This is a genomic window from Lentisphaera profundi, from assembly GCF_028728065.1.
GTDB lineage: Bacteria > Verrucomicrobiota > Lentisphaeria > Lentisphaerales > Lentisphaeraceae > Lentisphaera > Lentisphaera profundi.
Genome location: NZ_CP117812.1, coordinates 729551 through 743793 on the forward strand (window position 1 = coordinate 729551; position 14243 = coordinate 743793).

The 14243-nt window shown below is 40.7% G+C and carries 9 protein-coding genes; all 9 read right to left on the reverse strand.

From position 1 onward, the window contains the following. Positions 1-10 precede the first annotated feature (10 nt). Positions 11-1414, reverse strand: coding sequence for a c-type cytochrome domain-containing protein (locus tag PQO03_RS14460; protein WP_274153898.1), 1404 nt, complete (start codon positions 1412-1414; stop codon positions 11-13). Between the two features lies 1 nt (position 1415). Beyond that, positions 1416-2852, reverse strand: a complete 1437-nt coding sequence (locus PQO03_RS14465) for a DUF1501 domain-containing protein (protein WP_274153899.1) — start codon at positions 2850-2852, stop codon at positions 1416-1418. Positions 2853-2862: 10 nt separating this feature from the next. Next, positions 2863-5199 (reverse strand): PSD1 and planctomycete cytochrome C domain-containing protein, encoded by a 2337-nt coding sequence (locus PQO03_RS14470; protein ID WP_274153900.1) that lies wholly within the window; start codon positions 5197-5199, stop codon positions 2863-2865. A 167-nt stretch (positions 5200-5366) separates the two neighbouring features. Continuing rightward, positions 5367-5948: an RNA polymerase sigma factor gene (locus tag PQO03_RS14475; RefSeq protein ID WP_274153901.1), complete on the reverse strand. Its 582-nt coding sequence runs from the start codon at positions 5946-5948 to the stop codon at positions 5367-5369. 145 nt (positions 5949-6093) lie between these two features. Continuing rightward, complete coding sequence (locus tag PQO03_RS14480; protein ID WP_274153902.1) at positions 6094-7152, reverse strand: hypothetical protein; 1059 nt, start codon at positions 7150-7152, stop codon at positions 6094-6096. A 158-nt stretch (positions 7153-7310) separates the two neighbouring features. Next, the gene (locus PQO03_RS14485; RefSeq protein WP_274153903.1) at positions 7311-8033 is read right to left on the reverse strand and encodes a serine/threonine-protein kinase; all 723 of its coding nucleotides are present in this window, start codon (positions 8031-8033) and stop codon (positions 7311-7313) included. 185 nt (positions 8034-8218) lie between these two features. Further along, a complete protein-coding gene (locus tag PQO03_RS14490) occupies positions 8219-9262 on the reverse strand; it encodes an NHL repeat-containing protein (protein ID WP_274153904.1) in 1044 nt (347 codons plus the stop codon). 75 nt (positions 9263-9337) lie between these two features. Next, complete coding sequence (locus PQO03_RS14495; protein WP_274153905.1) at positions 9338-10798, reverse strand: DUF1501 domain-containing protein; 1461 nt, start codon at positions 10796-10798, stop codon at positions 9338-9340. A 3-nt stretch (positions 10799-10801) separates the two neighbouring features. Continuing rightward, entirely contained in the window at positions 10802-13939 is a 3138-nt protein-coding gene (locus PQO03_RS14500; protein ID WP_274153906.1) for a DUF1553 domain-containing protein, read from the reverse strand. Between the last annotated feature and the right edge of the window lie 304 nt (positions 13940-14243).

Sequence of the window (14243 nt, forward strand, 5' to 3'; positions counted from 1 at the left end):
AGACTTGAGCTTAGTTTTTGGACTGATAAAGCTCTGAATACGATAAGACAGAGTTAGCGCCGCTATTCTTTTTAAGCTCAAGTTTGATCTGATTGTTTTTGATGTACTGAGCTTTGATATAAAGTTCTTTAATTAATATTTGATTCTTGGGGAGATCTAAATTTTGTTCTAAAGTGAAACCATTGATCAAGATATTGATGTTTCGCGGGGAGCCAGGTGAAAGTAAATGGAGTTTTAGTCTATGGTCTTTTTTTGAATCAAGTTTATCATAGACAATGGTCAAAGCCTGAGGATCAAAGGCCATGAGAAGATCTTCTGCTTTAATCTTAGGATCCTTAACAAGATGTTTAGGGCAAGTATAATTCTTAAAGCTACTCTTGATGAGTGCGTTCGCTGCTGTAGATCCAAAATTGTCTTTCCTGATTATCGACCACTCGGCCTGAATGACTTTGTTTTCAATAGGCTTATCGGCTTTTTTGAGTGCAGGACTTGCTTTAGCTTTGATAGGCTCAAGACGAGGGAGCGTCATGTAATTAATATTTAACTTAGGCTTGTTTGCCTTTAATACTTTTACTTGATCCGGACTAATTTTTGTATTGGAGATATTGATTGTTTTTAAAGCAGCTAGATCCGCAATATATTTTGTGTCATCAATTTTAGTATTGTATAGATTGATTTTCTCCAAGTTAGGCAAATGACTAATGGACTGAATAGCCTCATTTGAAATATTAGATGAAGATAAGTTAAGCTCAGTAAGGTTTTTGGCGTCATTTAAGAAATCTAAGTTTTTGATTTCTTCAGTGATATGGCTTAAGTCAAGATCCGAAATGTAGGGTGCAAGCTCTGCTAAAAGTAAGCTTAACTTTACATCGATGTTTCTCTTTCTTAAATTCACTCGCAGTAAAGGACCTTGATTACTAACGCGGGTAATAATAGCTCCTTGTGAATTTAATTCTTGAAGTAAAGCCTCCGGTGCAGGCTTTGCTTTATCAATGAGCATGGCATAACGTGACTGCTCTTTGGGAACGTAAACAAAGTCTGCGAAGTCCGCACCTTGTGCAATCCATTTGTAGATTAATTGAGCTTCAGAAGTACTTAGATGGCGCCCTTTAGGAGGCATTATTTCGTCTTCATCATCAGTGACAGTGAGCGTGTAGAGTAAGCTATCTTTTGGTTTGCCGGCTTCAATAACTTCTTTGATTGAGGCAATTTTGGTGAGGTTGAGATCACCCTTTGTCATGATCCGTCCCTTGCGTCTTAAATCAGGGCCTCCATGACATTTGATACAATTTTGCTCAAATAGAGGGATGAGGTCGTCACCATAAGTAAGTTTTTTCTTTGAGTGTTCACTACTTGCATAGGCAGGAAGTATTAAGCCGACAAAAACTGAAGTAAGTATAATTAATTTTTTCATCTTATGCTAAAACCTTGTGAAGAACGCGTCCAAAAACATCGGTAAGCCTAAAGTCTCGACCTTGAAATGGGTAGGTGAGACGTTCATGATCAAAGCCCATGAGGTGGAGGATGGTGGCTTGCAGGTCATGAACTTCGACCGGATCAATGGCGGCATTATAACCAGTGTCATCACTTTCTCCATAATTGAAGCCTTTTTTGACGCCTGCACCAGCCATCCACATAGTGAAAGCATTAGGACTATGGTCACGGCCGACATATTTTCCATATTTCCCACCGCGGTTTTCACGGAAAGGAGTGCGACCAAATTCACCACCCCAAACCACGAGGGTGTCCTCTAAGAGGCCGCGGGCTTTAAGGTCATTGAGTAAGGCATAAACGGGACGATCAATGTCGCGGCATTTATCAGCAAAGCCTTGGTGCAGGTCAGTTGATGGAGCCGTCCCGTGCGAGTCCCAGCCCCAATCATAGAGTTGAACAAAGCGCACATCATTCTCAATCATTCTCCGTGCGAGCAAGCAGTTGTTGGCAAAGGAGGCTTGGCCAGGCACCGCGCCATAGAGATCTCGAATATATTGAGGCTCTAGGTTTAGATTCATGACGTGAGGTGCTTCAGTTTGCATGCGATTGGCCATTTTGTACTGGGCAATACGCGTGAGAGTTTCGGGATCGTGATGTTTATTGTATTGGATTTTATTAAGTCGATTAATGGAGCCAATAGTTTTCTGGCGGAGTTGGGCATCAATCATTTTTGGATTCTTTGAAAAGAGTACGGGCTCACCTGTACTGCGGCATTGAACCCCTTGATAAATACTGGGTAGAAAACCACTGCCCCAAACACTTTTCCCTGCCGATGGGTTCTTGCCACCAGAGTTAAGGACGACAAAGCCGGGCATATTATTGTTTTCGGAGCCTAGGCCATAGCTCAACCATGAACCTAGGCTTGGACGCCCTAGGAGTTGGTAGCCGGTGTGCATAAGGATTTGAGCTGGGGCATGATTGAACTGGCTTGTGGTCATTGATTTTATCATAGTGACTTCATCAACAATTTTGGAGAAATGGGGGAGACGTTCAGAAACCCAAGTACCGTCTTGGCCATATTGTTTGAAATCTGCTTGAGGGCCCAACATGGTGGGAACACCTTTAGAGAACGCCAATTTTTTTCCTTCAAGTAATTCTTGTGGGCAAGCTTTGCCATCGAATTTCTTTAGTACGGGTTTGTAGTCAAACATTTCTAAATGAGAGGGCCCACCCGCCATGTGTAAGAAAATGACGCGTTTGGCTTTAGGTTGGAAATGCGGAGCTTGAGTCCCGCCAGGGTTATTTACATTGCGACTTCCCTCACTTAATGATGAAGCGAGTAATGACTGAGACGCTAAAAGGCCTGAGGCACCAGACTTAAGGAAACTACGACGGTTGAATGTGTTGTTTGTATTCATTTTCATTTCCTTAAATTTTATTGATGGTTTCATCGAGGTTTAGCATGATGTTGGCGATAACTGTCCACGATTCAAGAGCTTGTTTTTTGTTTTTGACGGTATCGTCATAAATTTCTTTGAGAATGATAATTTCATCATTGCTGGCTTTGCGCGCTAATAAAAGTGCAAAGCCATGATTGATTTTTGCGGAGAAATCACCTTCTTGCTTGTTCATTCTTTCGCCTAATTTTCCGGCAATCTCCAAGAATGCAGGATCATTTAGAGTGACGAGCGCTTGCAAGGGAGTGTTGGTACGAATCCGTCTGGTTGTACAATTTTCTCTACTAGTCATATCAAAAGTTTCCATGGCGGGATAGGGGCTCGTTCTTTTCCAGTAAGTATAAAGAGCTCGTCGATACTGGTCACCATTTTTACTTTCGATCCATTTGCCACCATTGTAAACACTTTGCCATACTCCATCGGGTTGATAGGGCATGACTGAGGGGCCGAGCATTTTTTCATTGAGTAGGCCAGAAGCTTGTAAAGCTTGATCTCGTATTTGTTCTGGGGTGAGTCTGACACGGGGGAAACGGGCGAGGTATTGGTTGCGAGGGTCGCGTTCAACTAAGTCTAAACTAGCTTCAGAACTTCTGCGGTAGGCATCACTTAAAAGAATTTCACGAATGAGTGATTTCATTGACCACTTGTGCGTGTGCATGAATTTATAAGCGAGGTAATCCAAAAGCTCAGGATGACTTGGCTTTTTCCCTTGGGAGCCAAAATCTTCTAGTGTTTCAACTAAACCATAGCCAAAGATTTGTTCCCAAAAACGATTGACCGCCACGCGACTAACTAAGGTATTATCGGGAGAAGTTAACCATTGACTTAAACCTAAACGATTTTTTGGTGCGTCTTTTGGGAAGGGATTCATGATTTTGGGGACTGCGGGAGAAACTTTTTCACCGAGGTCTTCCCAGCTACCTCTAATAAAAACGTGGCTTTCACGAGGCTTCTCAAGCTCTTTCATAATGGGGATTTTTAGGCGAGAGAAGTGTTTGATTCTTCCTTGAGAAGTTTTGATTTTTTTATTGACTTCGGTGAGTTTTTCTTCTGTTAATTGAAGCTCGCTTTTTTGCTCTGGGGCTGATTTTTTTTCTTTCGGTTTTGTGAGCGCGTGGGTAGGCTTAGCTTTATTTATATCTTTTTCTTTCTTGAGCTCTTTAAGCTTGCTACTTAATTGATTTTTTTCTTTGTTAAGTTGATTGAGTATAGCTTGCTCTTTTTTAGTTTTTTCTTTTTCTTGGATAGACTGAATGAGCAGAGTCGGGAATTCGTTTTGTTTATCACTATCGGCAGAATTATTAAAGAAACTCATGAATTGATAGTATTCTTTATGGTCGATGGGGTCATAGGGGTGACTATGGCATTGGACACAGCCAAATGAGGTGCCCATCAAGGCTTCCCAAGTGGTGACAGTACGATCTAATACAGCGGCAACGCGAAATTCTTCGTCGTCAGTACCACCCTCAGTATTGGTTTGAGTATTGCGATGAAAAGCAGTGGCAATGACTTGATCTTGAGTCGGCTTAGGCAGCATATCACCGGCTATTTGTTCAGTAATGAACTGATCATAAGGCATGTTTTTGTTAAAGGCTTTGATTAACCAGGAGCGATAGGGATATATTGAACGGTGAGGGTCTTTTTCATAGCCCATGGTATCTGCATAGCGAGCGAGATCGAGCCACATGGAGGTCCATTTTTCACCAAATTTTGGGTTTTCTAACAAGTAATCGAGCATTTCTTCGTAAGAAGCTTGCTGAAAGCGCAAAAATTCTTCCTGGCTTGGTGGCATGCCAATGAGATCCAAGAAAGCGCGTCGAATTAGCGTGTTTTTATTGGCTTCACTAGTGGGGCTTATTTTCTGCTTAGAGAGTTCCCTATTAATGAATTTATCAATGGCGGTCTTTGCGGGATTCGCAGGAGGCACCGCATTTTTTATGGGCATATAGGCCCAGTGCTCATCCCATTGAGCTCCATCTTCAATCCAGGTTTTAATGATTTGGATTTCATCTTTAGTAAGTGGAGTTTTTTCAAAGGGCATACGCTTAGAGGGATCATCATGAGTGATGAGTTTGTAGAGCATACTCTCTTGAGGTTTACCTGGGACAATACCAATACCATTTTTTGTTTTTCCAAAGGCTTCTTCTTTTGTGATGAGGCTGAGCCCACCAGCTTTTTTTACACCACCATGGCATCCAGTGCAGGAGCGATTGAAAATGGGGCGTATATCGCGGTTAAAGTCGATGTCGGCAATAGCACTTAGGCTAATGCTTAAAGAGACTAAGGTATATTTGAGAAGTCGATTCATAAATTGTGGCCGTATATTTTGTGGTTTGGTTTTATTCTGTTACATACTTTCTAAATATAAATTTTAATACTAAACAAGGTATTCGTAAAAATGAGACAGATATTTCAATGATTGAAATTATTTACTTAAGTTTTTATATTAATTCCAAATTAACTGCCTTAAGTATGTTAATTCCAGGAGTTGTTTAAACGTCTGACTTCAGCGATCATGTGATCGCGGACTCGTTTTGAATAAACATAAACTGAACTTTCTGAGAGCTTTAATTTGTTTGCAATTTCCGCAACAGGGGATCCATCGTTGATCATTTCGAAACAATTCATTGCTTCGCTGTTAAAATCTTTTTGAATATTCTCCCAAGCGGCAGTGCTCACGTGAACTTTCCATTCTTCCTCCGCAAGAGCTTCTACTTGAGGAAGAGTAATATCTTCAATATCGCTATAATTTTTTTCTCGTTTGATTTTTTCTGTCTTTTGTTTTCTAATGAAGTCAATGACTTGGTTGCGACAAATTTTTGAAAGCCAGGTTCGAAAGCGCGCATGGTCTGGTCTGTAGTCATAGTTGGCAATGTTTTTCCATACCTTTAATAGTACGTCTTGACTGAGGTCTTCGGCATCATGATGGTTCATTTTCATAGCACGCATTATTAAATAAATATAACGTTCATACACCTGAGTGAACTCATCCCATGAGTCCATGTTTTGTTGCAAGCGCATCAAGAGCGTTTCATGAGTATTTAAGGATTTATTCATGCTAATAAGTCTCTAAGAAAATAAATTAAAAGATATTGAATTGACCTATTAGCATATTTACTTAATAGATCTCTTCACCTATACCAACGGGGCTAGCAGTGCGGTCTTACACTAATTTGTAAAAAAGAATAAAAATAATATTTCTTTAGTAAAAAATAATTTTAAATGATTTTGGTAAATTTTTCAGTAAACTTTTGTTGGTCGTTTTCTCGGGGAGAAAAACTTGCTCAAGTGTTTTACAGGTTTTGAGGTATGGTACCTGACTATTGGGATTCTTTTCCGGTAAAGTGATTTTTGTTAAGGGTAAGCCGCGGATAGCGACAATATTTCTCCGTAAGTTAGCATGACGCAGGTCGAGTTCTTTGATATTAGTTCTGTAGAGTCCATTGATATCGCTTAATTCACGCGAATCCATTTTTATAAAATCTCCCTCAAAATAAAGTTCTTGCAATGGAGGGTTTTGAAGTTGAAGAACCTCAAGGGCGTACTGACGTCTTTGTTTTAAGTTTAAAAAATGAAGTTTGGGGCTGAAGGTAAACTCGTTTATCATGTTGTAGAGATTGTGAGATGCGTAGGTTCTTACAATCCAAATAATTTCGTCGAAAGATAAATCTTTGCGTCCCTTAAACTTTTCAAAGCATGCTTTACTAGCGATGATATGCTTATTTTTACTTCCAATACCTCCTTGAAGATAGGATTGAATAGAGGCTTCAAATTCAAAAAGACTAGCCTGTAAATAAGCTAAGTTTACATGGGCGGATTTAAGGTTTTGATCAATTTCGATAGCTACTTTTGCTAAGTCAATACCTTTCAACACTTCGTAATCATTGACCAGTGTGTGGGTTAAACTAAGTACTTGAGGTAATGATTCACTAGCAATGAGTTTTTTTAGCTCATTTGTCCTTTGCCATTTTAATAAATTATCTTTGGCTTCTTGCTCGGCCTCTCGTGCCTGTTGAGTCGCAATTTTAGCTTCGAATTCACTCTTTTTTATGGAAATTAGAAAAATACTAGTCGCAGAAATAAGTATGATTGAACTCATTATCATAACGAATGAAACCATCTTATTTCTTTTGACTAAGAGCTTGACTTGAATAAAAAAGCTGGCCCTCTCTACGCTGGTGACAAAACCCCGTAGATAAGAAACTAGATCAGTTCTGAGTTGAGCCACCTGCTGATAGCGTTCATTTGGGTTGAGCTCCATAGCCTTGCAACAAATAGCTTCAAGAGCTACAGGAATATCCCTTTTTGGGCAGAGCTGAGAAGGATTTAAAAAGTCACCTTTAATTGTTTGTTCTAGGACTTCTTTAACCGAGCCTTTGCCTGGTCTTTTTAACGTTAGTATCGTGTAGAGTATGGCACCTAGAGAATATATATCGGATTGAAAACTACTTTCAGAAATAGCTCCTCGCGCTTGTTCAGGGGCATATAGCCTGGGGTTCCGCGAATCAAGCCATCTTGAGTGACAAAGCTTTCGCTAACAATGAGCTCCTCGGTATAATTCTCTTTTTGACTGAGGTCTCTTGCCAAGCCCCAGTCACAAACCATGACTTCACCGAAGTGACTAATCTGAATATTTTCGGGTTTGAGATCCAAATGAATGATTTGTTGTGAGTGAGCATAAGAAACCGCATCGCAAATTTTCACGAAAATATCCAGTAGTTCGCTTAAACTTACGTCAGATTTATTTGCCTCGATTTCTTCAATGAGTTCCTGAAAACTGATGCCTTCAACAAGTTTCATAGTAAAATACACATCTCCAGCTTCGTCTAGCCCTAGGTCGTGTAAAGGAACAATATTGGGATGTTCTAATCGGGCACAAATTCGCGCTTCGCGCAAAAAACGTTCACTCGTCTCACGTCTTGTATCATCTTTTAAAGTGGCTTTCGCAACGGCTCGTCCAGTGAGAGTGTCTTTGACTAAAGACACAGTTTTCATGCCACCTTGGCCGAGTTCAGTTTGATGGGTATAGCGTTCAGTAGAATTTTTTAGCTGTTGATATAGTTTTCCAGAATTTTGCTCATCACAGACGGCATCATCAAAAACTTTTTTCAAATTGCGTTTCACCTGAAACTTTTCAGACATAAGAGGATATCCTAATTCTTTCATTATATGCGCTAGTCTCGCTGGAGCTCATTATAATAGCTTATTTGATGACGACCAAGTATGGGCGCGATAATATCGCTGAACTTAGGGTAGTGAGCTATAGTTTCACACACAAAAAAGCCCTGGGAAACCCAAGGCTTTTTTATGAAGGATTTAGCGTATGATTATTTCTGAAGAACGAATTTTCTTAAGCGGCCAGTAGAATTCCAATCTTGAACGTAGAGGTTGTGGTCTTTATCAAAAGCACAGCCATGTGGAGCAGTGAAAATACTTGGTTTCCAGTCTTTAGCTTTGACACCATAATTGTGATGCTGTTTAGGATCAGGATTATCTCCTAAAATAGAAATGACTTTGAAATCTTTGTCGAGAATAACGCAGCGACCCGATAGTTCGGCTACAGCAGTGTATTCACCCATAATTGAAACGGCACAGGGGCGACGGAGATCAGTGGTAGGGGTATCTACGTACTCACCATCAAGTGTCAAACGTTGAAGTTTGCGATTTTCGCGATCAACGACAATGATGAGAGGTTTTTCACCACGAGTATCAATGGTAAGACCATGATTTGTGACAAATTTACCGCCTTCTTTTCTGCCTACGCCTCCAAAGCTTCTAATGTATTTGCGATCGGGAGAATAAACGTTGATAAGGTTAGTTGCATAACCATCAGCGACGTAAATTCTACCATCTGGAGCTACATCTACCGCGGTCGGCTTATAACGAACTTTCTCTCCTTGATAGGCTTTGTGAGCTGGAGGTCCCTGAATAGTCCAGATTATATTTCCATCTAGGTCAATTTTACATACTTTTTGATGATTGTTGAAAGCCGCATAGATAAACTCTTTACCATTTTCTTCTTTTAAGGCAAGGTTGTGACTCATCATAGTTGGCTTACCAAAAGTTTTAATGACGTGGCCATCACCACAAAACTTTATGATACCATCACCCGTTTGAGTACTTACATAGACATTGCCAACTTTATCAATGGCAACGCCACCATGAGTGGCTCCAAGAGCGGGTTTGCCATTTGGAGTTTCTCCCCAAGCAAGGTCAACTTTATAAGTGAATTTCCCTTGGCCAGTTACATAGTCGGCATCGACGAAAGGTGCTTTTTGTAAAGCTTCGGGATTGATTTTATGGCTATGTCCTTCATGAGCCATAGAGGAGAATGAGGCAGCGAGTAAGCCAAGTGTGAGTAGGTGTTTCATAATAAGCCTTTTTAGTTTATTCAATGATTGAAATTATATAGCCAGAATTCTATTTGTGAAACTGGAATTCATTTTTTAGATTAAAATATCTTTAACAATATTAGCGCCTTCAACGCCAGTGAGTTTAAAATCTAGTCCTTGGAATTTGTACGTGAGACGATTGTGGTCAATGCCCAGTTGATTAAGGATCGTGGCATTTAAATCGTTGATATGGATGCCATCTTTAACAACGTTATAGCCAAATTCATCAGTTTCACCATGAACGATACCTGGCTTGACGCCGCCACCAGCCATCCACATAGTGAAGGCCCTTGGGTGGTGATCGCGACCGTAATTTTCACGAGTGAGTTTACCTTGGCAGTAATTAGTGCGACCAAATTCACCACCCCAAACTACGAGGGTATCTTCGAGTAAGCCATTTTGCTTGAGATCTTGAATGAGTCCGTAGCAAGCTTGGTCAATATCTTTACACTGATTAGGTAAATCGCCGGCAATATTATGATGTTGGTCCCAGCCACGATGAAATATTTGAACCATGCGAACATCGCGTTCAACCATACGGCGCGCAAGTAGGCATGAAGCGGCAAACGTTCCTTTTTTATGGACATCGGGACCATACATTTCAAGAGTACTTTTCTTTTCTTTGCTGGTATCAGTGAGTTCAGGAACAGAAGTTTGCATACGGAAAGCCATCTCATACTGGGAGATACGCGTATTGATTTCTGGATCATTGACATCTTTGAAATGCTTGCGATTCATGGCTGCCAGGCTATCGAGCATATTGCGACGCGTCGATGAATTAACTCCTTTGGGATCGGAGAGATAAAGTACGGGGTCGCCCTGTGAACGGAAGCCGATACCCTGATGTTCCGAGGGTAAAAAGCCCGATCCCCAGAGACGTTGATAAAGCGCCTGGGCATCTTTACGGCCAGTCCATGAAGGGGTCATGGCGACATAGGTAGGAAGGTTTTTATTCATGCTACCCAGGCCATAGGAAAGCCAGGATCCCATGCAAGGACGACCAGGGATTTGATTGCCGGTTTGGAGGTAGGTTATCGCGGGGTCGTGGTTAATTTGCTCGGTATGCATGCCCTGCATGATGCAGAGATCATCGACCATTTTAGCAGTGTGTGGCATGAGTTCACTTACCCAAGCGCCAGATTGGCCGTGTTGCTTGAATTTGAATTTCGAAGGAGCCAAAGGGAAGCGAGATTGGTTAGCCGTCATGCCTGTGAGACGTTGACCATTACGAATCGATTCCGGAAGGTCCTTATCAAACATTTTTTCGAGTGTCGGTTTATAGTCAAACATGTCGAGTTGTGAGGGAGCACCTGCCATACAGAGCCAAATTACGCGCTTGGCTTTGGGTGCAAAATGTGGTAAGTCAGGAAGTCCGATATCATCACTCGTTTTGACAGTCGTTTCTGAGGCATCAGTATTGAGTCCCATGAGGCTGAGAGCGCCTAGACCGAGTGTTGAGTTAGAAAGGAATTGGCGTCTATTTTGAAGATTATTAAATTGATTAGCTAAATTCATAATTTATTCCTTTGTTATAACTTCATCGAGGTTGAGTAACTGACTACTTAGCATCGTCCATGCAGCTAGTTGAACGGGATCGAGTGTTGAGTCGTATTTGCGTTCGCCATGACTTAGTAAGTCCTTAGCGGCATCCTTGTTTTGAGTATAGAATTGCTGATGTTGATTTAAAATGTCTTGCATGAGTAAGATCTCATCGGCTTCGGCATTTCTGGAGCTCAGTTTTCTGAAAATCAAATTTAAGCGTTTATCGTTTTCCTTAGATGATTTGAGAGTGTTTTCTGCTAGCATGCGAGCGGCTTCTAGGTACTGAGTATCATTCATTAATTGTAAAGCTTGGAGAGGTGTATTGGTACGTTCACGACTCACTGAGCATGTCTCTCGATTGGGTGCGTCAAAATTGCTCATCATTGGTGCGGGGGCTGTACGCTTCATAAAAGTGTAGAGGCTCCGTCGATAAAGCCCGTCGCCTTTGTCCGCTTTGAAGTGGCGTGTATCTGATTTAGAGTAGGCGACCGCATTCCAAATTCCAGCTGGTTGGTAGGGTTTGACTGATGGACCACCGACTTTCTCTACGAGTAGACCTGAACTAGCAAGAGCATTGTCTCTAATCATTTCAGAGTCGAGTCGAAAACGTGGTCCACGTGAAATTAAACGATTGTAAGGATCTATTTCTAATTTCTCATCATCTATGTAACTGTTTTGGCGATAACTAGCTGACATAAGCATGTATTTCATGAGAGCTTTTATATCCCAGTCACTGTGAATGAATTTGTATGAGAGGTGATCAAGTAGCTTGGGGTGCGAAGGGAATTCACTCTGTGAGCCAAAGTCACCTGCAGTTTTAGATAAACCGGTGCCAAAAAGTTGCTGCCAAAAACGGTTGACAGTGACGCGTGAAGTGAGTGGGTGATCTGGTAAGAAGAGCCATTTTGCAAAAGTGAGACGATTTCCTGGTCCTTCGGGTAAGTCAGGTAAGAAAGCAGGGACGCCGGGTTCAACTTTCTCTTTACGTAGATCATATTGACCACGATCTAGAATATAGGCACCACGAGGAGTGGCACGTTCTTGCATGATCATCGTTGTTGGTACAGATTTGAGAAAGTTAGTTCTTTGGTTATTGGCGGCGTTTAATTTTTTATCGGCCTTTAGAGCGGCGGGATCTACGTGTTGACGGTAGTAAGTATACAATTCCTTAATGCGCTTATTTTCTTGGGCTTGGTCCTTTTTAGGAGCGAGAAGATGTTTAATGGGGTACTCACCATACACACTAGTAACTTGCACTGGATTCAGTTCTTTGTTAAAAAAACGTAAGTCACTAATTTTACCTTTAAAACCAGGCTGTGTTTCACGTCCGCCAATAAATAAAGATTTTTCATTTTTGATGGTTTTACTTAGGTTGTTATTACTAGGACGGCCCATTGTTTGAGAGCGACCATTGAGGTAAATTTTTATTCCATTAGCTTTTCCACTTCCATTAGATGTAACAAAAATATGATTCCATCGCTTAGCTTTTAAATTATTTTTTTTCGTCCCAACTTTTAAGGCATTTCCGGGCCATTCATTAATGACGTGGATGGTGATGTTGCCACCTGCTAGCCAGAGATCCCAACCGCGAAGATATTGAGCATTATCCATTGTCGAGATAAGAGCTCCCGTGAACTCGGTTCCGTAAACCCAAAGGCCAAAAGAAAAGGGTTTATTAAACTCAAATCCAGGATTTACTAAGCTTTCATAAACAGATTTTTTATCAAGTATAAGCGATTTTTTATCATCCTCGATAGCAAAAATAGGCGATTTTTTTGGTTTAAATTTCTCCTTTGTGAACTCAAGGCTATTATCAGCAATGGGAGCCGGAGCAGGCTTGAGCGCCTTTGCATTTTTCGACCATTCCAAAAACTGAGGGTCTTTATTATTATTAGGAGCTACTTTTCTTAATTTGGTGATTTTAGCTAATAAATCTTGATCCTTTTTCTTTTGCGCATCATTCATCACGTGAATGATCGGTGGAGTATCTTTACGATTTCCATCCATGGCATTTTCGGTGATGTTGTTGAAAAAGGCGGTCATTTGATAGAATTCTTTTTGAGAGACGGGATCAAACTTATGGTCGTGGCATGCAGCGCAGCCCGTTGTGAGGCCTAGCCAAACAGCAGAAGTAGTTGATGTTCTATCTACGGCATATCTCACGTAATATTCTTCGGCAATTGAGCCGCCTTCACTAGTAGTGACATTGCAGCGATTGAAGCCTGAAGCAATTTTTTGATTTAAGCTTGGAGTGGGCAATAAGTCACCAGCTAATTGTTCAATAGAGAATTGATCGAAAGGCATGTTTTGATTGAAGGCATTGATAACCCAATCACGGTAGGGCCACATTTCACGATAGTTATCTAGGTGAAGGCCATGAGTATCCCCATAGCGGGCTGCATCGAGCCAGAAGCGACCCATGTGTTCGCCATAAGCTTTTTTGGTTAAAAATTTATCGATCTGTTTTTCGTAGGCGTCTTCGGAATCGTTTTTTAAGAAAGCATCTAATTCTTCAATGCTTGGCGGCAGTCCTGTAGTATCGAAGCTTAACCTACGTAGAAGTTTTTCTTTGGGGGCTTGTGTATTGGGCTCAAGCTTTTTTTCTTGTAGTTTGTTGAGAACGAAATTATCGATGGCGTTAATGGGCCAATTTTGATCAGTAACTTTTGGAGTTTTCGGATTTTTGATGGGAGTAAAAGCCCAGTGTTCTTCGTATTCAGCACCTTGTTCAATCCATTTATTGAGAAGATCTTTTTCATACGGGCTTAAAGTTTTATGTGATTCGGGTGGGGGCATGATCTCATCTTCATCTCGTGCATGAATGCGTTCAATGAGAGAGGATTGCTCAGGATGGCCAGGGACGATGGCGTATTTTTCACGACGTTTACTAAGGTTTTTTGTCGCCCCAGCAAAACTGTTTAGAAAGAGCCCCGCTTCCACGGTGTCTTTGTCATTGCCGTGGCAATGAAAGCATTTATCGGATAAAATAGGTCGAATATGAGCATTAAATTCTACAGTTTCAGGGAGAGGATTTTTGTCTTCTGACTGAAAGAGCGCACAGCCACTGCCAATAATTGTAGCTGTAAGTAGAGCTGTGTAATAAATGTTCTTCATAATTATTATCCTTGAATTCAACTAAAATTTTAATGGTACTAAACTATCGTTTCTAAAACTGTAGATCTGCCTAACTTTTCGTAAACAAGTACATTTTTTTAATCCTGTGTAGTTCTCTGTGGCTAGGTGATTATTGTATTAAAACATCCTATATATCTTATTTTATATTTAAAAAATTGTATTTTTTAAATTTTAATCAATGAAATAATCTTATATAAAACCATAAATTTTAAATTTGTCCACTTAGACTCTCTATAAATTCATTGATTGAATGATTTTACGGGTTTTATGGTACTAATTCTTC

Coding starts and splice junctions, on each gene's coding strand:
- PQO03_RS14460 (WP_274153898.1), bottom strand. CDS start 1,414: ATGAAAAAATTAATTATACTTACTTCAGTTTTTGTCGGCTTAATACTT.
- PQO03_RS14465 (WP_274153899.1), bottom strand. CDS start 2,852: ATGAATACAAACAACACATTCAACCGTCGTAGTTTCCTTAAGTCTGGT.
- PQO03_RS14470 (WP_274153900.1), bottom strand. CDS start 5,199: ATGAATCGACTTCTCAAATATACCTTAGTCTCTTTAAGCATTAGCCTA.
- PQO03_RS14475 (WP_274153901.1), bottom strand. CDS start 5,948: ATGAATAAATCCTTAAATACTCATGAAACGCTCTTGATGCGCTTGCAA.
- PQO03_RS14480 (WP_274153902.1), bottom strand. CDS start 7,152: ATGGAGCTCAACCCAAATGAACGCTATCAGCAGGTGGCTCAACTCAGA.
- PQO03_RS14485 (WP_274153903.1), bottom strand. CDS start 8,033: ATGTCTGAAAAGTTTCAGGTGAAACGCAATTTGAAAAAAGTTTTTGAT.
- PQO03_RS14490 (WP_274153904.1), bottom strand. CDS start 9,262: ATGAAACACCTACTCACACTTGGCTTACTCGCTGCCTCATTCTCCTCT.
- PQO03_RS14495 (WP_274153905.1), bottom strand. CDS start 10,798: ATGAATTTAGCTAATCAATTTAATAATCTTCAAAATAGACGCCAATTC.
- PQO03_RS14500 (WP_274153906.1), bottom strand. CDS start 13,939: ATGAAGAACATTTATTACACAGCTCTACTTACAGCTACAATTATTGGC.